An 18798-nucleotide genomic window follows, 5' to 3' on the forward strand; every position below is an offset into this window, starting at 1 on the left:
GGGGGCGCGCTTCCGGGCCTCCTCGGTGGGGTGCTCGGAGCAGAGTGCGCTCGCGGCGTCGATCCCCGTACGCCGGTCGCCGGAAGGTTGTCGAAGTCGTCGGCATGCCCCAGGCAAAGCTGGAAGGGGACCGGCATTGGACGCGAGCCAAGATCCCCGTCCCGGGCGATCTGACGCCCGACCGACTTTCGACGACGGCTGCCCGGCGCAGATCCTACTCCGTTGCCCCGGCCACCATCCCGGGACGGGGGAAGTGGGGGCGGTGCCGCCTACCGGATCTTCATATGGACACGCATCTGCTCGGCAAGCCGATCGAGTTCGGCCGCCTCGGCGGGCGAGGTGTTGTTGAGTCCGCTGTATAGGGCCATCGGGCTGCGCAAGAAGCGCCGGAGCACGGCCACGAGCAGCCCTTCCGGCAGCGTCCGCAACGCGACGAACCCCCGGGGTACCGGGGGCGTCGGCATGGCGGCCAGATTCTGCCGCATGAGGTGGAGCATCCGGCGGAGCGCGTCCGCGTCGTCGGCCAGCGCTATTGGACCGCCCGCCGCCCTGACCGCTTGCCCGAGCGGTACGGAGAACGCGGCGTGCGTCCTGAGCCGGGCCTCCATCCGCGGCTCGTGCCTGGCGCTGATCCCGGCCACACGGAACTCGTCCACGATCCGCTCCGGGCGCGGGGTGGCCCGACCGTCGGGTTCGCCGATCGGTACGGCCACCCGGCGGGTCACGAAGTTGGCCGCGCGGTAACGGACCACGTCGCCGTCCATCGTGCCGGCTTCCGTGGGGGAGCCGAGCAGTACCCGTTCGTGGCCGATGACCGCGCCCAGCGGCTCCGCGCCCGCCGCCCAGCCGAGCATGAACAGCACGTCGCCTTCCAGGCCGACGAGCGACTCCAGCACCGCACCCACCTGATGCGCGCGGACGAAGACGGCGGTCAGGTCGTACCCGCCGGCCGGCTGCTCGACCACCGGCACCGGTACCCGTCTGACGGCCGAACTGTCCTCCTCGGCGAGCTGCACGCCGTGTCGGCGCAGGGCGGCCAGGCGCTCGCCCCGGGCCAGGAGCGAGACGTCGTGTCCCGCCTCATACATGCGAACGGCGAACAGGCTGCCGGTGACCCCGGCACCGTACACGAGCAGTTTCATTGCACTCCTTTTTCGCACGATCGTTTAATTCATACGTTTGTTTGATCCAAACGTATGTACAGTACACTCCCATGGCGCCACCCGACACCCGCACCCAGATCCTCGACGCGGCCGAACGCCTCTTCGGCGAGCGCGGATACCGTGGCACATCGGTCCGCGCGGTCACCGACCTCGCGGGAGCGAACCTGGCCGCCGTCGGGTACCACTTCGGCTCGAAGGCGGAACTCCTGGCCGCGGTCGTCCGCCGCGTGGTCGATCCCATCAACGCCGCGCAGCGCGCCGCGCTCGATCGGCTGCTCGACCGGACACCGGACCCGTCGGTCGCCGAACTGGTGGAAGCGTTCGCGGGGCCGCTGTTCGACGAGACGCCGGCCGACGACGAGGGGGGCGCCCGGACGTCCCGGCTGATCACGACGATTCTCAGCGACCCGGCCGAGGAGGCGCGCAGCTGGACCGGTCCGGAGCAGGACACGGTCGGTGAGCACTACCTGGCTGCCTTCGCGCGCGCGTTGCCCGGCCTTGCCCCGGAGGAACTGCGGTTCCGGATGCGGGGGATCCTCGCCGTGGCGGCCGTGGACCGTATCGAGGTCGACACCCCGGACTCCACGGCCTGCCCGGCCCCGGTGGTGGGCAAGGCGACCCGGCACTGGACGATCACGTTCCTGACGGCAGCGATGAGCGCACCACCGACCAGACTCTGACGACTCGCGTCGGCCACGGCCGCCCGACGGCGTCGGACACGACCAGCTGAAACCGATCCCCTCGCACGCGCGCGGCAGGGACGGCTCCCGCCCTTGGCGAACGGCGTCCTCTGCTCCGGGCAGTCCCGGAGAAGGCGCCAAAGCCCCCCGGACTGGCCGGCAGGAAGAACCGTGGCGCCGAGCCAACGGCAGAGGACGGCCTCACGCAGACGAGGCCCCTCATCCTTCTGCTCCGACCAGCGCGTTTGCGCACCGTTGGCATCGGGATAGGCGAACCTGCCGGCCGCGGCCCCCGATACGGCCGACCGCTGACGAACAACAGCGGTTGAGTCTCAAGCGGCTTGAGACCCGATAGTGGCGCTATGCACGACAACGACCTGTACCCCATCGGGGACGCCGCGCGCCGATCCGGCCTGAGCGTCAGTACCGTCCGCTTCTACTCCGACGCCGGGATCGTCGCCCCCACACGCCTGACCGAGGCCGGCTACCGGCTCTACGACGTTCACGCCATCGCCCGCCTTGAGTTCGTCGCGACCCTGCGCGAACTCGACGCCGGTCTGGAAGAGATCCGCCGGGTACTCCACGGCGAGTCGACCCTGCACGACCTCCTCACCGCCCATTTGCGCATCGTCGAACGCCAAGAACGCGCCCTGCGCGCCAAGACAGCCGTTCTGAGAACCCTGGTCCAGCAGGAGGGAACCGCCGCCCAGACGGTGCTCCTGGGCAAACTCGTCTCGATGCCCGACCGGGAGCGCGAACAGCTCGTCGACGACTTCTGGAACGAAGTCGGCGCGAACCTCGACGTGCCCGCCGAGTTCGTCGAGCGACTGCGGCAGCTGCGGCCACGACTGCCGCAGGACCCCACCGCCGCTCAACTGGAGGCCTGGATCGAACTGGCCGACCTGGTCGGGGACCGGGAGTTTCGCGAAGCGGTCCGCGCCTATCTCCGGTTCACCTACACGACCGAGCCGGGCAAGCTCATGGCCGCCGCACCGGTGCAGGAGTTCATCTACGAAACGGGGGTGCCGGTCATGGAGGACATCGCCGCCCTCCAGCGTTCAGGGGTGCCGGTGGAGTCCCCACGCGCCCAGGAGGCGATCACCCGCCTGGTCCAGGCCACCACCGCCCTCGACGAGGAGCCGGACAGCGCCGGGAAACGGGAGGGGATGGCCGCGTACTTCACCGAGATCATCACGCTCATGGACGAGGAGGGAGCGGTGGAGGACCCCTGGTTCGACAGCACGCACGGCAGGTACATCGGCCTGGTCGCGGTGATCAACGGGACCCCGCCCGACGGTGAGGAGGACGAAAGGATGCTCTTGGCGTGGCTGGCGGCGGCCCTGCGCGCGTCAGTCCCCACAGACTGAACCGCTGGACGACGCCACCGTCGCGGTGGGGACGGCCCACCGCCAAATCCTGGAAGGATCCTTCTCGACCCCTTGAAACAACTGCGCTGCCAAAGAGTCGGGGGTGGTCGAAGCGGAGCGCCGATCCCGGCCACGTTTGCGTCCTTCGGAGTGTCCCTCGTCACTGATGACGTAGAGGCAACCGCGTTTTGTGGCAGATCTGGCGTGAATCGGCAACCGAACGGTGTACTTCGGGGGCTTTTTTGTGGGGTTCCCACAAGTTAGCGGCTCCAGCATTTGCCGTAGGGAACATTGCTGTACCCGGCGGTAATCGAGGAGGGTAGGGAGTCAGGTGCAGGCGACGCTCCGGAAACCGGACGTCGCCTTCTGCGTGTAGGTACTTGGGAGGCTCAGCCGGTGTTCAGTCGTGTCGCCATCGTCAACCGCGGAGAGGCCGCGATGCGGCTCATCCACGCTGTCCGGGATCTTTCTGCTGAAACCGGAACACGAATCGAGACGGTCGCCCTCTACACCGACGCCGACCGCAACGCGACCTTCGTTCGTGAAGCCGACGTCGCCTACTCGCTGGGCCCCGCCTCGGCCCGTCCCTACCTCGACCACGCCGTCCTGGAGCGGGCGCTGGTGGAGACCGGGGCCGACGCCGCCTGGGTCGGTTGGGGCTTCGTCGCCGAGGACCCGGCGTTCGCCGAGCTGTGCGAGAAGATCGGTGTCACCTTCGTCGGGCCGAGCGCGGAAGCGATGCGCAAACTCGGCGACAAGATCGGCGCGAAGCTGATCGCCGAAGAGGTCGGTGTCCCGGTGGCACCGTGGAGCCGCGGCGAGGTCGCCACCCTTGACGACGCACTGCGTGCCGGTACCGAGATCGGCTACCCGCTGATGCTCAAGGCCACCGCGGGCGGAGGCGGACGCGGCATCCGAATGGTCGCCTCGAACGAGGACCTGGCCGACGCCTACGAGCGCACCAGCCAGGAGGCGCTGCGCGCCTTCGGCTCCGGTGTGGTCTTCCTGGAGCGTCTGGTCACCGGTGCCCGGCACGTCGAGGTCCAGGTCATCGCCGACGGGCAGGGCACCGCGTGGGCCCTGGGCGTGCGCGACTGTTCGGTGCAGCGCCGCAACCAGAAGATCATCGAGGAATCCGCCTCCCCGGTCCTGGAACCGGAGCAGACCGCGGAGCTGAAGGCATCGGCCGAGCGGCTCGCCGTGGCCGTCGGCTATCGCGGCGCCTGCACCGTCGAGTTCCTCTACCACCCCGGGGAGAAGCTGTTCGCTTTCCTCGAGGTCAACACCCGGCTTCAGGTCGAGCACCCGATCACCGAGATCACCACCAGCACCGACCTCGTCCGGCTGCAGCTGCACGTGGCGGGCGGCGGGAAGCTGGAGGGGGACCAGCCGAGCGAGGCCGGCCACGCCGTGGAGGCCCGGCTGAACGCCGAGGACCCCGACCGCGACTTCGCCCCTTCCCCCGGCCGTATCGCGCGACTGGTGCTGCCCGCCGGCCCCGGCATCCGCGTCGACACCGGCGTCAGCGAGGGCGACAGCATCCCGGCCGACTTCGACTCGATGATCGCGAAGATCATCGCCTACGGCCGCGACCGCAACGAGGCCCTGGGCAGACTGCGTCGTGCGATGGCCGAGACCACCGTGATCATCGAAGGCGGCGCGACCAACAAGAGCTTCGTGCTCGACCTGCTCGACCAGCCCGAGGTGATCGACGCGAGCGCTGACACCGGCTGGATCGACCGGGTACGCGCCCAAGGCCGCCTGGTCAACCACCGGCACTCCGCGATCGCCCTGGCCGCAGCCGCGATCGAGGCCTACCAGGACGAGGAGGAGGTCAGCCGCCAACGGCTGCTGTCCACCGCCAACGGCGGACGGCCCCAGGTCCAGCACGAGAGCGGCCGTCCCCTGGACCTCAAACTCCGCGGCGCCGGCTACCGGGTGGGCGTCGTCCGTGTCGGTCAGAAGCGTTTCCGCGTCGGCATCTCCGGCGGGGGTGACGTGCACCCGGCGAACGTCGAGGTCGAGCGGTTCGACGCCCACAGCGGCCAGATCGTGGTCAACGGACACCGCTTCCGGCTCGTGTCGGCCACGCACGGCCCGATCCACCTGGTCGAGATCGACGGCGTCACGCACCGCATCAGCCGCGACGAGGGCGGCGTCGTCCGTTCCCCCGCGCCCGCGCTGGTCGTGGCGACGCCTTTGTCGGTGGGCGAAGAGGTCGATTCGGGGGCGCCGATCCTGGTGCTGGAGAGCATGAAGATGGAGACGGTGCTGCGCGCACCGTTTCGCGCCCGGGTCCGCGAGTGCCCCGTGTCGGTGGGCAGTCAGGTCGAGACCGGTACACCGCTGATGCGGCTGGAGCCCCTGGCCGACGAAGGAGCCGAGGAGGAAGCCGCCGGCGTCAGCGAGGTCGACCTGCCGGCCGAGCCGTTGGACGTGTCCGCGGCCGATCGGGTCGAGGGCGACCTCAAGGACCTGCGCAGCCTGCTGCTGGGCTTCGACGTCGACCCGCAGGACCGCAAACGTCTGCTGTCGGGATACCTGGCCGCCCGGGCCGAGCTCGGCGACCGTCCGCTTCCGGGCGAGGTCGACCTGCTGACGGTGTTCGCCGACCTGTCGGAGCTGAGCCGCAACAAGCCGGGCGGCGAGCTGGAGGTCGAACCGGGAAGCCCGGTGCACAGCCCGCGCGAGTACTTCCACGGCTATCTGCAGAGCCTCGACGTCGAACGCGCCGGTGTCACCGAGGGGTTCCAGGCCAAGCTCAAGAAGATGCTCGGGCACTACGGCATCGCCGAACTGGACCGCACCCCGGAGCTGGAGGCGGCGGTCTTCCGGATCTTCCTCGCGCTCCAGCGGATGTCGACCGACGTCGCTGTCGTCTCGGAGGTGCTGCGGCAGTGGCTGGCCGGGGCGCCTCCGATCGAGTCGCTGAGCGAGCGCGCCGGCCTCGCCCTGGAGCACCTGGTCGAGGCAACGCAGGTGCGTTTCCCCGCGGTGTCGGACCTGGCGCGCGGTGTGGTGTTCCGCTGGTTCGCGCAGCCGTTGCTGCGCCGCAACCGCGCCAAGGTGTACGCCGAGGTGCGCAACGAGCTGCGCCACCTGGACCGCAACCCGGACGCCCCGGACCGCGCGGAGCGGATCCAGGCCATGGTGGCCAGCGCCGAGCCGCTCGTCCGGCTGATCGGGCAGCGGATCGGGCGTCCCGGCCGGGACCACGACCCGCTGCTGGAGGTGTTGACCCGCCGCTACTACGGCAACCGCAGACTGTCCGAGGTCACCGCGCGGGAGACCGCGGGCTGCCGGTTCATCACGGCCGAGCACACCGGTCCCGTCGGAGTGACCCGGCTGGTCACGACCACCGTCGACATCTCCGCCCTGCCCGACGCCATCGGCGCGGTCGGCGCGTTCGCTGCCGACGTCGCCGAGCGCGGGCTCGCCGCCGACCTCTACGTCACGTGGGAAAGCCAGCCCGACGCCGACACCATGGCGGTGCGGCTCGGCCAGCTCCTCGCCGAACACCCCTTGTCAACGGGCGTCCGCCGGATCACCATCACCGTCGCCGGGACCAGCGGCGCGGTGATGCACCACCACTTCACCTTCCGGTTCGACGGTGCGGGCTTCACCGAGGACCGGTTGATCCGTGGTCTGCACCCGCAGATCGCACAGCGCCTGCAACTGGAGCGGCTGCGCGAGTTCGACCTCACCCGGCTTCCCTCAGCCGACGAGGAGATCTACCTGTTCAAGGGGGTCGCGAAGAGCAACCCGACCGACGAGCGGCTCTTCGCGATGGGCCAGGTCCGCGACCTGACGCCTCTGCGTGAGGCCGACGGCCGGCTGGTCGCGCTGCCCGCGGTGGAGGACACGATCACCGGGTGCCTGGACGCGATCCGCAACATCCAGGCGCAGCGGCCGCAGAACAGGCGGTTCGACACCAACCGGATCATGATGTACGTGTGGCCGTCGACCGAACTGTCCGCCGACGAGCTCAACACCCTGGTCCAGCGCATCCTGCCGACCACGGCGGGCGCCGGACTGGAAGAGGTCCAGTTCCTGGCCCGCCAGCGCACCGCGTCGGGTGAACTCACCGAGGTCGCCGTACGGATCGTCCTCGACCAGGACAACGGTGCGCGGGTCCACGTCGGAGAGCCGTCGACGGAACCGGTGCAGCCGCTGGACGACTACCGCCAGAAGGTGCTGCGCGCTTCCCGACGCGGAAACGTCTACCCCTACGAGCTCACCGGCCTGTTGGCCGGGAGCGACGGCGGTTTCACCGAATACGACCTCGACGGGAACGGCGCACTGGTACCGGTCGAGCGCCCCGCGGGAAAGAACTCCGCGGCGATCGTGGCGGGCGTCGTGACGACGCCGACCGAACGGTACCCCGAAGGCGTCACCCGTGTGGTGCTGCTCGGTGACCCGACGAAGGCGCTGGGCGCGCTGTCGGAACCGGAGTGCTCACGCGTGATCGCGGCACTCGACCTGGCCGAGCAGATGCGGGTCCCGCTGGAGTGGTTCGCGCTGTCGGCCGGGGCGCGGATCTCCATGACCTCGGGCACCGAGAACATGGACTGGGTCGCGGCCGCGCTGAAGCGGATCGTCACGTTCACCCAGGCCGGCGGCGAGATCAACATCGTGGTCGCGGGAATCAACGTCGGCGCCCAGCCGTACTGGAACGCCGAGGCGACGATGCTCATGCACACCAAGGGCATCCTCGTGATGACGCCCGACTCCGCGATGGTGCTCACCGGGAAGCAGTCGCTGGACTTCTCCGGCGGCGTGTCGGCGGAGGACAACTTCGGCATCGGCGGCTACGACCGCGTGATGGGTCCGAACGGTCAGGCGCAGTACTGGGCTCCCAGCCTGGCGGCCGCCAGCGACGTGCTGATGGCGCACTACGACCACACCTACGTCGTGCCCGGCGAAACGGCACCGCGCAAGGCGGGGACGAACGACCCGGTCGACCGCAGCGTCTCCGAGTTCCCGCACACGATCGCCGGCAGCGACTTCACCACCGTCGGCCAGATCTTCTCCCCGGAGCACAACCCGGACCGCAAGAAGCCGTTCGACATCCGCACGGTCATGCGTGCGCTGTCCGACCAGGACCACCCGGTGCTGGAGCGCTGGGCGGGCATGGCCGACGCCGACACCTCGGCGGTACAGGACGTGCACATCGGCGGCTGGCCGGTCTGCCTGATCGGGATCGAGTCGCGGTCGGTACCGCGGCGCGGCTTCCCGCCCGCCGACGGGCCCGACACCTACACCGCGGGCACGCTGTTCCCGCGGTCCTCGAAGAAGACCGCGCGAGCGATCAACGCGGCGTCCGGCAACCGGCCGCTGGTCGTGCTGGCGAACCTGTCCGGATTCGACGGTTCCCCGGAGTCGATGCGCAAGCTCCAGTTGGAGTACGGCGCCGAGATCGGCCGGGCGATCGTCAACTTCGACGGCCCGATCGTGTTCTGCGTGATCTCCCGCTACCACGGTGGCGCGTTCGTGGTGTTCTCCAAGGCACTCAACCCGAACATGACCGTGCTGGCGCTGGAGGGCTCGTTCGCCTCGGTGCTCGGCGGCGCCCCTGCGGCGGCGGTGGTGTTCTCCGGCGACGTCAACACCCGCACCGCGACCGACCCCAGGGTGACCAAGCTGCAGGAACAGGTCTCGGCAGCCAGCGGAGCCACACGGGCGACGCTCAACGCCCAGCTCGCCGAGGTGCAGTCCGCGGTCCGGGCGGAGAAGCTCGGCGAGGTCGCCACGGAGTTCGACCGGATGCACAGCATCCAGCGCGCGGTCGAGGTCGGATCGGTGGATTCGATCATCAGCGCCGCCGAGCTACGGCCGCGGATCATCGAGGCCATCGAGCAGGGCATGCGGCGCTGACTGTCCGTGGAACCGGCCGCACCCCCTGTCCGGCCGGTTCCACGGTTTCCCGGGGAGGGGACACGCCCTCGGCGCCCTGTTCCCGGACAGCGGTAGGACCGTCTGCCCTGCGGGTACCGTACGCGTCCGGCCCGGTCGGTCCCGTCCGCGGCAGCGGGGGAGTGGCTTCGCGTGTCGATCCTCCCGACTTCCGGTTTCCTACCGCCCTGAGCAGTTCCCGGGGGAGCATCGAATTGTTCGGCCGAGGACGATCCCGGGTCCAACGGCGGCGGCAGCGGTGCTCACGTGCACCGCTGCCGCCATCTCGCCCGTGCGGGACCTCGGGACACAGCAGTCCCATCCCGTACGGGGACGCACCCGGCGCACCCGCTTCCGTCCTGTGGGCGACCGGCATGTGAGCGTGGTAACGGACCTGCTCCGACCCGTGGCGGCCTCAGGCGTGCTACCTTCGGTAACGGTTGCAGTTGTGGTTCCCAAGGACTTTCTCGTGCGCCTCCTGGTTCAGACCTCTAGGCGCATCTTCTTTTTTCGGTCCTCACGTCTTTTGTCTCGGGTGATCATCACGGCGACACGGCACTGCCCGCATCGTGCGGGCCCGCCGGTACAGCCCCCGAAGGAGACTGACATGACCAACGGCACCGTCACGTGGTTCACCGGTGCGGACGGCTCCCGCCGTATCGCCCACCGCTTCGCCGTCGACGCGCAGGGCTTCCGCGCGCCGGCGAAGGGCATCAAGGCCGAGACCATCGGACTCGGCTGAGCCACCACGTCACCGCCGCCCCGATCATGGGACCGCGCTCAACCACGGCCCGGCACCCGACCGCCTCCGGCGGCGGACGTCGGCCATCCCGAAGCCCGCAGCACGGTCGTCCCGTCCGCGCTTCGCATCCGTTTCTTCGGTTCGTTCTTGTGATTCCCCGTGCGGCTTCAGCGCCGCCAGGGCTTCCTCGACCGCGCCGTATCGAGGAAGGCATCACCGTATGAATCGTCCCACCCGCTCCACCGAGCGCTCCTCCCGCCAGGGACAGGGCCGCGGCGGCCGACAGCGCCCCCGCCCCCAGTCCTCGGGTCGCGGCCCCGCCGCCCCGCACGGCGAGTTCGCGCTCCCCGTCAGCACCACTCCGCCGCTTCCCGCGGTGGAGACCTTCGAAGAGCTGGACATGCCGGCTCCGCTGATGGCCACCCTCACCCGCAACGGTGTGAGCGCCCCGTTCCCGATCCAGGCCGCGACGCTGCCCGACTCCCTGGCCGGACGCGACGTCCTGGGCCGCGGCCGCACCGGCTCCGGCAAAACCCTCGCCTTCGGTCTGGCCATGCTGGCGCGCACCACCGGGCAGCGCGCCCAGGCCCACCGGCCGCTGGCGCTGGTGCTCGTCCCCACCCGTGAGCTCGCACAGCAGGTCACCGACGCCCTGACCCCCTACGCCCAGTCGGTGCGCCTGCGGCTGGCCACGGTCGTCGGCGGCATGTCCATCTCGCGTCAGGCCAACGCGCTGCGCAACGGTGCCGAGGTCGTCGTCGCCACCCCCGGCCGCCTCAAGGACCTCATCGAGCGCGGCGACTGCCGACTCGACGAGGTCGGCACGACCGTTCTGGACGAGGCCGACCAGATGGCCGACATGGGCTTCATGCCCCAGGTGACGGCCCTGCTGCAGCAGGTGCGTCCCGAGGGACAGCGCATGCTGTTCTCGGCCACCCTGGACCGCAACGTGGACAAGCTGGTGCGCCGGTTCCTGTCCGACCCGGTGGTCCACTCCGTCGACCCCTCCGCCGGTGCCGTGACGACGCTGGAGCACCACGTGCTGCACGTCTCCGACGCCGACAAGCGCACCGCCGCCACCCACATCGCCGCCCGTGAGGGCCGGGTGATCATGTTCATGGACACCAAGCACGCCGTGGACCGTATGACCCGCCACCTGCTGACCAGCGGGGTGCGCGCGGCCGCGCTGCACGGCGGCAAGTCCCAGCCCCAGCGCAACCGCACCCTGGAGCAGTTCAAGAACGGTCACGTGACCGCACTGGTCGCCACGAACGTCGCCGCACGCGGCATCCACGTCGACAACCTCGACCTGGTCGTGAACATCGACCCGCCCACCGACCACAAGGACTACCTCCACCGTGGTGGACGCACCGCCCGCGCCGGCGAGTCCGGCAGCGTCGTCACCCTGGTGCTGCCCAACCAGCGCCGCGAGATGGCCCGCCTGATGGCCACCGCCCGGATCAACGCGCGCACCGCCCAGGTGCGCTCCGGAGACTCCGAGCTCACCGAGATCACCGGTGCCCGCGAGCCCTCAGGCGTCCCGGTGGTCGTGGCCGCCCCCGCCCCCGAGCGCACCCAGCGTGCGGGGGGAGGCGCTTCGCGTGGACGGCGCAGCCGTTCGGCGCAGAGCCGCCGCGGTTCCGGTGCCCCGCGCGTCGGCGCCGGCAGCTCCGAGCGTCCGGCTCGGCGCAGCGCGGTCTAGCCGCTGAATCACGTTCCCGCGGGGGCGCTCCATGGTCGCGACAGCGACCGCGGGGCGCCCCCGTTCTTCGTTTCGGGGTTCGGCGGAGCAACCGCAGACCTCCCTCCGGGGCAGAAAGGCGAGGGACATCGGGGCGGAATACGAAGCCACGCATTTTCTCTGGTCAGAGGCGTCCAGGAAGGAGTCGGGGTGTCCCGGTGGGGGCCAGTTCGCTCAAGTGAGCTGGTTGACGCGGATGAGGTTGCCGGACGGATCGCGGAAAGCGCAGTCGCGGATTCCGTAGCCCTGGTCCATGGGTTCTTGGACGACATCGGCACCTGCGGTCTGGAGACGGTCGAAGAGCCCGTCGAGGTCGTCGGTGGCCAGCGTGACGGCGGTGTAGGCGCCCTTGGTGATGAGTTCCAGGATGGTGCGGCGCTCCTCGTCGGTGACGCCCGGATCGGCGGCCGGCGGGTGCAGCACGATGGAAGTACCGGGTTGGCCGACCGGACCGACGGTGATCCAGCGCATGTCCTCGTAGCCGACGTCGTTGCGGACCTCGAAGCCCAGGAGGTCGCGGTAGAAGCCCAAAGCGGCTTCGGGGTCGGTGTGCGGGAGGAAGGCGTGGTGAATGGTGATGGTCATGGTCATCACGTTAATCAGGGCTGCCGGGTGCGGGCTTCTTGATTCCTGACCGGTCTGGTCACCTGCTTGGCCAGACACGGCGGGATCCCCGCCCCGGCCTGGGAGTGGTCGCGACGGTAGACGCTCGGCGACACGCCGACCAGCTCGGTGAACCTCGTGCTGAACGTGCCCAGCGAGGAGGAGCCCACCGCGAAGCAGACCTCGGTGACGCTGAGATCGCCGCGGCGCAGCAGCGTCATCGCGCGTTCGATCCGCCGGGTCATCAGGTACGAGTACGGGGACTCGCCGTAGACGCGGCGGAACTCTCGGCTCAAGTGCCCGGCCGACATGTGCGCTCCACGGGCCAGTGCCTCGACGTTCAACGGTTCGGCGTACTCACGGTCGATCCGGTCGCGGACACGACGGATCACCGCGATGTCGCGCAGACGTTGCGCCTCTGCGCACTCCGGGTCCATACGCACCATCGTTCCACGTCGCACCTGCCACCTCGGCAGGGCAGGCGCGTCGTCGGCCGACCGCTCGGACCCGTGCGGTGGGACGGGCATCGGTCAGGAATCGAGAAGCACCGGGCCTCCGCGCACGGATAGCGTCAAAAGCACGTCACACCGATCACGACCGGGAGGGCCACAGCAATGAGCGCGGACACCGACACGAAGAGCACGAACGGCTTCTCCGAGGAGGAACGCGCCGCCATGAAGGAACGCGCGGCGGAACTGAAGAAGGAGGCGACCCGTGGTCGTGGCACCAAGGCGGCCGCCGCGGAACTCGACGTGCTGTCGAAGATCGCGGAGATGGAGGAATCGGACCGGGCGGTGGCCGAACGCATTCACGCCATCGTCACCGCCACCGCCCCGGAGCTGTCGCCGAAGCTGTGGTACGGCCAGCCGGCCTACGCCAGGAAGGGGAAGGTGGTGTGCTTCTTCCGGAGCGGGCACGTCGACAAGGAGCGCTACTCGACCTTCGGCTTCACCCCCGAGGCCAACCTCGATGACGACAGCGGCCTGTGGCCCACGTCCTACGCCGTGACCGAGCTGAGCGGCAAGGCCGAGAAGGCGATCACCGCCCTCGTCGAGAAGGCCGTGAGCTGACGTCACACCGGCGACGACGCGGATGGCCCGCTGTCGGGGCACGGTGGAAACGATCGCCACGATGCCGCCTACCGGTTTTTCGCATGGGCGCGGATTTGTCCGGCCAGCCCTTCGAGTTCGGCCGCCTCGGCGGGCGAGGTGTTGTTGAGTCCGCTGTATAGGGCCATCGGGCTGCGCAAGAAGCGCCGGAGCACGGCCACGAGCAGCCCTTCCGGCAGCGTCCGCAACGCGACGAACCCCCGGGGTACCGGGGGCGTCGGCATGGCGGCCAGGTTCTGCCGCATGAGGTGGAGCATCCGGCGGAGCGCGTCCGCGTCGTCGGCCAGCGCTATTGGACCGCCCGCCGCCCTGACCGCTTGCCCGAGTGGCACGGAGAACGCGGCGTGCGTCCTGAGCCGGGCTCCCGGCTGGACCGGCGCAGCGGCCCGCTTCTCACCCGGCTGCCCGTGGACCACCCGTCCACTTCCACGACTTTTTCGTCCTCGGCCTCTCAGCCCGGGCCGGTCTGCCCCTGGATCAGGGGCGCGAGTCCGTCGAGCAGGAGTTTCATACCGAGGTCGAAGATTTCGGGCACGTCGGGCGGCCCTGAGACGCTGAACGTGAGCGGGTACCGACCCTGTTCCGCGATCCGGAGGAATTCCGGGCCCCTGGACCTCCACCAGTCCTCGGTGTCCATTCCGAACTCGTGCTCCTCCACCACCGCCGGTGTGGCCTGGAGGGCCATGCCGGCGGTGTAGGCGGACACGAAGATGAGGATCTTCATGGCCTCGTCGGGGGAGCGCCCCTGGGCGGTGATCACTCGCATCATCCACTCGGCGTTCTCCAGGAGCCGGGGGGACTGGACCGCTCCGGCGAGCATGGTCAGTCGAACGACCCAGGGGTGCCTTCGATAGATGCCCCACTCCGTCCGGAGGGCCAGTTCGAGGGCCGGCCGCCAGTCCCCGGGCGGCGGATCGGGCAGTGCGTGCTCCGTGTAGACCTGGTCGATCATCGCCGTCACCAGCGCGTCCTTGCTCGCGACGTGGCGGTACAGGGCCATGGTGCTCACCCCCAGCTGGGTGGCGACCTTGCGCATGGACAAACCCTCGATGCCCGCGGCGTCGGCGATGGTGATCGCGACCCCGACGATGGCCTCCCGGGTGAGCGCCGGTTCGGAGGCGGAGCGGCGCCCCTCGCCCTCGGCCGGTCGTGGGCGCTGTCCGCCCTGCCCTCGCGGTTCCGGAGCGGGAGCGGGTGCGCCCCGCACGACGGTTCCCACCCCGCGTACCGCTTCGACCAGCCCTTCCTGGCGCAGGGCCGCGAGCGCCTTGGTGGCGGTGGCCATGGCCACCCCCCGCTCCCGGATGATCTCCCTGGTCGAGGGGACCCGGTCGCCCGGGCGCAGTTCCCCGGCGGCGATACGCGCTCGGATATCGGCGACCACCCGCGCGTAGGGCGGCAGTTCCCGTTCCCCAGCCGTGGACATCTACGGCACCTCCTTCGATCTTTCTCCGCTTCTCCAAGTGTACTAGTGCACTTGAGGTACAAAGTACCCATGGAGAGCGCCAGGGCGATCTGAAAAGCCCTTATCGAAGCCTAGTGCACTAGGTCTAATTAGCACAGAAGCCGAAAAGGGAGAGAGTTTGCTGCAATCTCGATTTGATGCGTACTATGTACGCATCGCGCACTACCCCCGAGTGGTGCGCATCGGCGTATACACCGTTCCTCAAACTCCGCAGCTCTTCTGGAGGCCCCCATGACGCACACGTCCACCCCCGGACCCCGTTCCCACGCTCCGCCCGGACCGCTCCCGGCCGACCGCCGCTCGCTGACCCCGGACCTGGCTCGCGGCGTCATGCTCCTGCTCATCGCGCTCGCCCACACGCACCTGTTCACCGAGTTCATCGGAGGGCCCGGAAACACCTCCGCCATCGCTGACCAGATCACCACGGCGGGCACGGTCATGTTCGTCGACCTGCGCGCCTACCCCTTGTTCGCGACCCTGTTCGGCTACGGCGTGGCCCAGATCTACCGCCGCCGCAGCGAGCAGGGATACGCGTGGCCCCGGACCCGCGACCTGTTGCGCCGGCGCGGCCTGTGGCTGATCGTCTTCGGCCTGGTGCACACGGCACTGCTCTTCCCCGCAGACATCCTGGCCGTCTACGGCCTGGTGACGCTGCTCCTGATGGGTGTACTGCGCCTGCGCGACCGGACACTGATGATCCTGGCGGCGGCCTTGCTGCCCCTGGCCGTGGCCTTCCACTCCCTGGTCGCCGTCACGACCGGCCGGAACATGCCGCTGCTGCCCGACGGGTTCGTGAACGAACTCTTCTTCCGCCTGACCCTGTTCTCGGTCCTGTCCGTGATCATGGTCGTCAGCACCCTCGTCCCGTTCCTGATCGGCGTCCTGGCGGCACGGCACCGAATCCTGGAGCAGCCCCACGAGCACCTGCGGCTGTTGCGCTGGACCGCGTCCATCGGCATCCCCCTGGCCGCTCTGGGCGGCCTCCCCCTGGCCTTGGACAAGGCGGGTGTGTGGACCGACGTCGCCCCCGGGGACATCATGATCACCAGTGCCCTGCACCAGGTGAGCGGCTACGCGGGCGGACTGGGCTACGCGGCGCTCATCGCCCTGGTCGCGGTCCGCCTCACGGGCCGGCCCGGACCGGTGACCAACGCCCTGGCCGCGCTCGGGCAGCGCTCCATGACCTTCTACCTGGCCCAGTCCGTGGCGTGGGCGGTTCTGTTCTCCTCCTACACACTCAACCTGCACCAGACATCACCGGCCGTGGGCGTGGGCATCGCGGTGGCCGTGTGGCTGACCACGGTGGTGCTCGCCGACCTCATGCGCCGTCGAGGCGTGCGAGGGCCGGCCGAGGTGGCGCTGCGCCGCCTCACCTACCGAGGCGGACCGAACACCACCGGCAACGGTCGCGAGTAGGCGAAGGCCCTGAGAGCCGCGCACACCGGCCGGAACTCCCAGGGCAGGACAGGACGCGGGCAGGACCCAAAACCTCTCCGTAGCGACCGTCATCGATGTCTCGGGGCCCTCCCACCACTGTGGGAGGGCCCCGACGGTGTGTGCGGTCCTCGCGCCCACGTCCGCGCCGAGGACGGTGCGCCGGTCCCGACGAGGGCCGGGCCTCAGCCCTCGGGAGTCGGCATGGGCGGGCCGGGGCAGGTGTCCGTGGTGGTCCGGCCGGTGGCGAAGAAGTCGACGGCCGCCGTGGCGCAATCGAGGTCGGACAGGGTGCCGTGACCGTCGTCGTCGACGGTCATGACCTCTCCGCCGATCACGTCGCGCATGTCCTCTGCCCAGGCGTGCGGAGTGACCATCTCCTTGGAGTGGCCCACCAGCTGAAGGGGGCTCTGCCCCTGGCGCAGGTCGGGGCCCTCGCCCTCCTCGGGCCATCCCACGCAGAGGTGCTCGTAGAAGCCCATGGCGCCCACGGCGGGGTAGCGCTCGGCCCGCTCGGTGCGGTTGCGCCACACCTCGTCGAAGTCACGGGGGCTGTCGGAGTCGTTGCAGAACAGCGCGACCTGGGCGAAGGCGGTGAACCCGTAGGTCTCGGCGTCCCACCCGGTGTCCGGCGCCTGTCTCTGGGAGAACCCCCATTCGGGCACGCCGCCATCCAGGAGCATGCCTAGCGCACGCGCGTTGGCGGGCCACTCGCGTTCGGGTGTCGCCAGAAGCATGGTCACGGTGTTTCCGTCGGCGACCGTCCCGTCGGGCCCGGTTCGGGGGTGCTCGGTCAACGCGTCCCGGAGCGCGAGGACGTCCTCGCGCAGCCGGGCGGCGTCCGAGCCGTGTCCGTAGACGTCGTGGTGGTGGGCCATCCACGCGGTGAACCGGTGGAAGACGGCCTCACCGGCCTCGACTTGTCCCGCCTCCAGGTGGGTGAGAGAGCTGTCCGGCGAGACCACCGAGTCCAGGAGCATGGCCTCGATCCGGTCGTCGTGGAGCGAACGGTAGGTGGCACCGAGCAGGGTTCCCCAGGACACCCCGTAATAGCCGATGGTCTCCTCACCCAGGGCCTCGCGGATCAGCTCCATGTCCCGGGCCGCGTTCTCCACGGTCAGGGAGGCGACCAACTCGGGGTCGTTGGCGTGGCAGGCGGTGTTCATCCGGCTCTGCTCCTCCGCCACGTGGCGGTCCCTGCCTTCGGCGTCCAGGCCGGGATCGGGTTCGGTCATCTCGTAGTCGCACTCCAGGGCGCTGCTGTAGCCCACGCCGCGGGTGTCGAAACCGATGAGGTCGTGGCGCAGGCCCAGGTCCGCGGCGGAACTCCCCAGGATGCGCTGCGGCATGGTCACCCCCTGCATGCCCGGGCCTCCGGGGTTGAACAGGACGGGGTAGGCGTTCTCCTCGGCGGCGGGCACCCGGGCTACCGCGATCTCGATGGTGCGCCCGTCGGGATCTTCGTGATCCAGTGGCACCGGTACCGAGGCGCACAGGGTGCGGTCGTCGTCCTCGTCCCAGCCTCGGGCGGTGTCGGAACACAACCGCCACTCCAGGTCCGGGGCGGCCGAGGCCGGGACGGCGGCGGCGGTCAGCAACAGGCCGGAGACCGCGGTCAGTGCGGCGCTGCGGGCAAAGAGCACGGGGGTTCTCCGCTCAAATGGGGTCAGGGGTCGCAAACAGGCTATTTTCGCCTGCCCCACCCGCACCTCCGACCGGAGGACGAACCCGCGAGCGACTAAAGGAGGGGGCCCGGGACCGCGCGCGTCCTCCCCGACAGGACGGCGGGTGCGCACCGTCACGGGTGTCGGCTCCTGTGACGCGAGGGCGGCCCCGCGGCGACCGGCCGCCCTGGGTACGCCGGTGACCGCTCCGAAGCTCCATCGCTTCCCTAGGAGGAACGGCTCCGGCGTTCGGACGAACACCGGGCAACAGAGCTGTTCGGGGCCGGCTCCTGGCCGGCCACGGGCAACGGTGACGACGCTTGCCGCCCCCGGGCCAGCCGTCACACCTTGTTGCGGCATCCGGCGAGGAGGAGGGCGACCATGTCCTTGGCGTCGGCCTGGCCGTAGTCGGGGCCGGTGATGCAGAGGTTCCCGATGGCGCGCAGGAGCGTGTACGCGGCGACACCGGGGCGGAGCTCCTCGGTGGCGGCACAGGCGTCCAGCAATGACGCGCAGGCCGGAACCAGGGTGTCGAGCATGAGGGCGTGGAGGTTCTCCAGTCCTGGGTCGCCCGACCCCAGCGCCGCGCCGAGGCCGTGCTTGGTCACCAGAAAGTCCACGAACGCGTCTGTCCACAGGGCCAGAGCGGTGAACGGCGAGGCGGATTCCTCAAGAAGCCGGGGTGCGAGAGCGGTACAGGCGTCGATCTGGTGCCGGTAGACGGCCGTGACGAGATCCGCACGGGTCGGGAAGTTCCGGTAGACCGTGCCGACACCGACCCCGGCGCGTTCGGCGATGTCGCGGACGGGCGCCTGGATCCCCCTGTCCACGAAGACTGCCGCAGCGGCCTCCAGCACACCACTGCGGGTGCGCTGGGCCTGTGCTTGGCGTACCCCGACCGACTCCGGCACGGATGCCCCCTTGTTCGCGGAACAATG

At 69.9% G+C, this 18798-nt stretch carries 14 protein-coding genes; 7 read left to right on the top strand and 7 right to left on the bottom strand.

Going from position 1 to position 18798, the window contains the following annotated elements; genetic code table 11:
* Positions 1-269: 269 nt before the first annotated feature.
* Positions 270-1142, bottom strand: coding sequence for a ketopantoate reductase family protein (locus QSJ59_RS13295; protein WP_285759838.1), 873 nt, complete (start codon positions 1140-1142; stop codon positions 270-272).
* A gap of 71 nt (positions 1143-1213) precedes the next feature.
* Between QSJ59_RS13295 and QSJ59_RS13300 the strand changes: the two genes are divergently transcribed.
* From QSJ59_RS13300 to QSJ59_RS13320, 5 genes are all read left to right on the top strand, one after another.
* Complete coding sequence (locus QSJ59_RS13300) at positions 1214-1843, top strand: TetR/AcrR family transcriptional regulator (protein ID WP_285759839.1); 630 nt, start codon at positions 1214-1216, stop codon at positions 1841-1843.
* A gap of 362 nt (positions 1844-2205) precedes the next feature.
* A complete protein-coding gene (locus QSJ59_RS13305; RefSeq protein ID WP_285759840.1) occupies positions 2206-3210 on the top strand; it encodes a MerR family transcriptional regulator in 1005 nt (334 codons plus the stop codon).
* Between the two features lie 396 nt (positions 3211-3606).
* Positions 3607-9084 carry an ATP-binding protein gene (locus QSJ59_RS13310; protein ID WP_285759841.1) on the top strand — a complete coding sequence of 1826 codons (5478 nt, stop codon included), beginning with the start codon at positions 3607-3609 and terminating at the stop codon, positions 9082-9084.
* A gap of 625 nt (positions 9085-9709) precedes the next feature.
* On the top strand, positions 9710-9844 hold the full coding sequence (locus QSJ59_RS13315) for a hypothetical protein (protein WP_285759842.1): 135 nt from the start codon (positions 9710-9712) through the stop codon (positions 9842-9844).
* Between the two features lie 220 nt (positions 9845-10064).
* Positions 10065-11546, top strand: coding sequence for a DEAD/DEAH box helicase (locus tag QSJ59_RS13320; RefSeq protein ID WP_285759843.1), 1482 nt, complete (start codon positions 10065-10067; stop codon positions 11544-11546).
* Positions 11547-11759: 213 nt separating this feature from the next.
* Here the strand turns inward: QSJ59_RS13320 and QSJ59_RS13325 are convergent, their stop codons facing one another.
* Entirely contained in the window at positions 11760-12170 is a 411-nt protein-coding gene (locus QSJ59_RS13325) for a VOC family protein (protein WP_285759844.1), read from the bottom strand.
* 14 nt (positions 12171-12184) lie between these two features.
* A complete protein-coding gene (locus tag QSJ59_RS13330; protein WP_285760155.1) occupies positions 12185-12625 on the bottom strand; it encodes a helix-turn-helix transcriptional regulator in 441 nt (146 codons plus the stop codon).
* A gap of 177 nt (positions 12626-12802) precedes the next feature.
* On the opposite strand from QSJ59_RS13330, the gene QSJ59_RS13335 reads away from it, so the two are divergent.
* Complete coding sequence (locus tag QSJ59_RS13335; protein WP_285759845.1) at positions 12803-13258, top strand: DUF1801 domain-containing protein; 456 nt, start codon at positions 12803-12805, stop codon at positions 13256-13258.
* A 68-nt stretch (positions 13259-13326) separates the two neighbouring features.
* Here the strand turns inward: QSJ59_RS13335 and QSJ59_RS13340 are convergent, their stop codons facing one another.
* Both QSJ59_RS13340 and QSJ59_RS13345 read right to left on the bottom strand, forming a co-directional pair.
* On the bottom strand, positions 13327-13713 hold the full coding sequence (locus QSJ59_RS13340) for a hypothetical protein (protein WP_285759846.1): 387 nt from the start codon (positions 13711-13713) through the stop codon (positions 13327-13329).
* A 35-nt stretch (positions 13714-13748) separates the two neighbouring features.
* The gene (locus tag QSJ59_RS13345; protein ID WP_285759847.1) at positions 13749-14723 is read right to left on the bottom strand and encodes a GntR family transcriptional regulator; all 975 of its coding nucleotides are present in this window, start codon (positions 14721-14723) and stop codon (positions 13749-13751) included.
* Between the two features lie 270 nt (positions 14724-14993).
* Between QSJ59_RS13345 and QSJ59_RS13350 the strand changes: the two genes are divergently transcribed.
* A complete protein-coding gene (locus QSJ59_RS13350) occupies positions 14994-16178 on the top strand; it encodes a DUF418 domain-containing protein (protein ID WP_285759848.1) in 1185 nt (394 codons plus the stop codon).
* Between the two features lie 203 nt (positions 16179-16381).
* On the opposite strand, the gene QSJ59_RS13355 is transcribed toward QSJ59_RS13350, so the two are convergent.
* Positions 16382-17839 (bottom strand): alpha/beta fold hydrolase, encoded by a 1458-nt coding sequence (locus QSJ59_RS13355; protein WP_285759849.1) that lies wholly within the window; start codon positions 17837-17839, stop codon positions 16382-16384.
* Positions 17840-18201: 362 nt separating this feature from the next.
* Positions 18202-18771, bottom strand: coding sequence for a TetR/AcrR family transcriptional regulator (locus QSJ59_RS13360; RefSeq protein ID WP_285759850.1), 570 nt, complete (start codon positions 18769-18771; stop codon positions 18202-18204).
* Positions 18772-18798: the final 27 nt, after the last annotated feature.

This window comes from Nocardiopsis ansamitocini (assembly GCF_030268225.1).
Classification (GTDB): domain Bacteria; phylum Actinomycetota; class Actinomycetes; order Streptosporangiales; family Streptosporangiaceae; genus Nocardiopsis_D; species Nocardiopsis_D ansamitocini.

Bases quoted from the DNA above. Each gene is read 5' to 3' on its own strand.
- QSJ59_RS13295 (WP_285759838.1), bottom strand. From the start codon at position 1,142: ATGAAACTGCTCGTGTACGGTGCCGGGGTCACCGGCAGCCTGTTCGCC.
- QSJ59_RS13300 (WP_285759839.1), top strand. From the start codon at position 1,214: ATGGCGCCACCCGACACCCGCACCCAGATCCTCGACGCGGCCGAACGC.
- QSJ59_RS13305 (WP_285759840.1), top strand. From the start codon at position 2,206: ATGCACGACAACGACCTGTACCCCATCGGGGACGCCGCGCGCCGATCC.
- QSJ59_RS13315 (WP_285759842.1), top strand. From the start codon at position 9,710: ATGACCAACGGCACCGTCACGTGGTTCACCGGTGCGGACGGCTCCCGC.
- QSJ59_RS13320 (WP_285759843.1), top strand. From the start codon at position 10,065: ATGAATCGTCCCACCCGCTCCACCGAGCGCTCCTCCCGCCAGGGACAG.
- QSJ59_RS13325 (WP_285759844.1), bottom strand. From the start codon at position 12,170: ATGACCATCACCATTCACCACGCCTTCCTCCCGCACACCGACCCCGAA.
- QSJ59_RS13330 (WP_285760155.1), bottom strand. From the start codon at position 12,625: ATGGACCCGGAGTGCGCAGAGGCGCAACGTCTGCGCGACATCGCGGTG.
- QSJ59_RS13335 (WP_285759845.1), top strand. From the start codon at position 12,803: ATGAGCGCGGACACCGACACGAAGAGCACGAACGGCTTCTCCGAGGAG.
- QSJ59_RS13345 (WP_285759847.1), bottom strand. From the start codon at position 14,723: ATGTCCACGGCTGGGGAACGGGAACTGCCGCCCTACGCGCGGGTGGTC.
- QSJ59_RS13350 (WP_285759848.1), top strand. From the start codon at position 14,994: ATGACGCACACGTCCACCCCCGGACCCCGTTCCCACGCTCCGCCCGGA.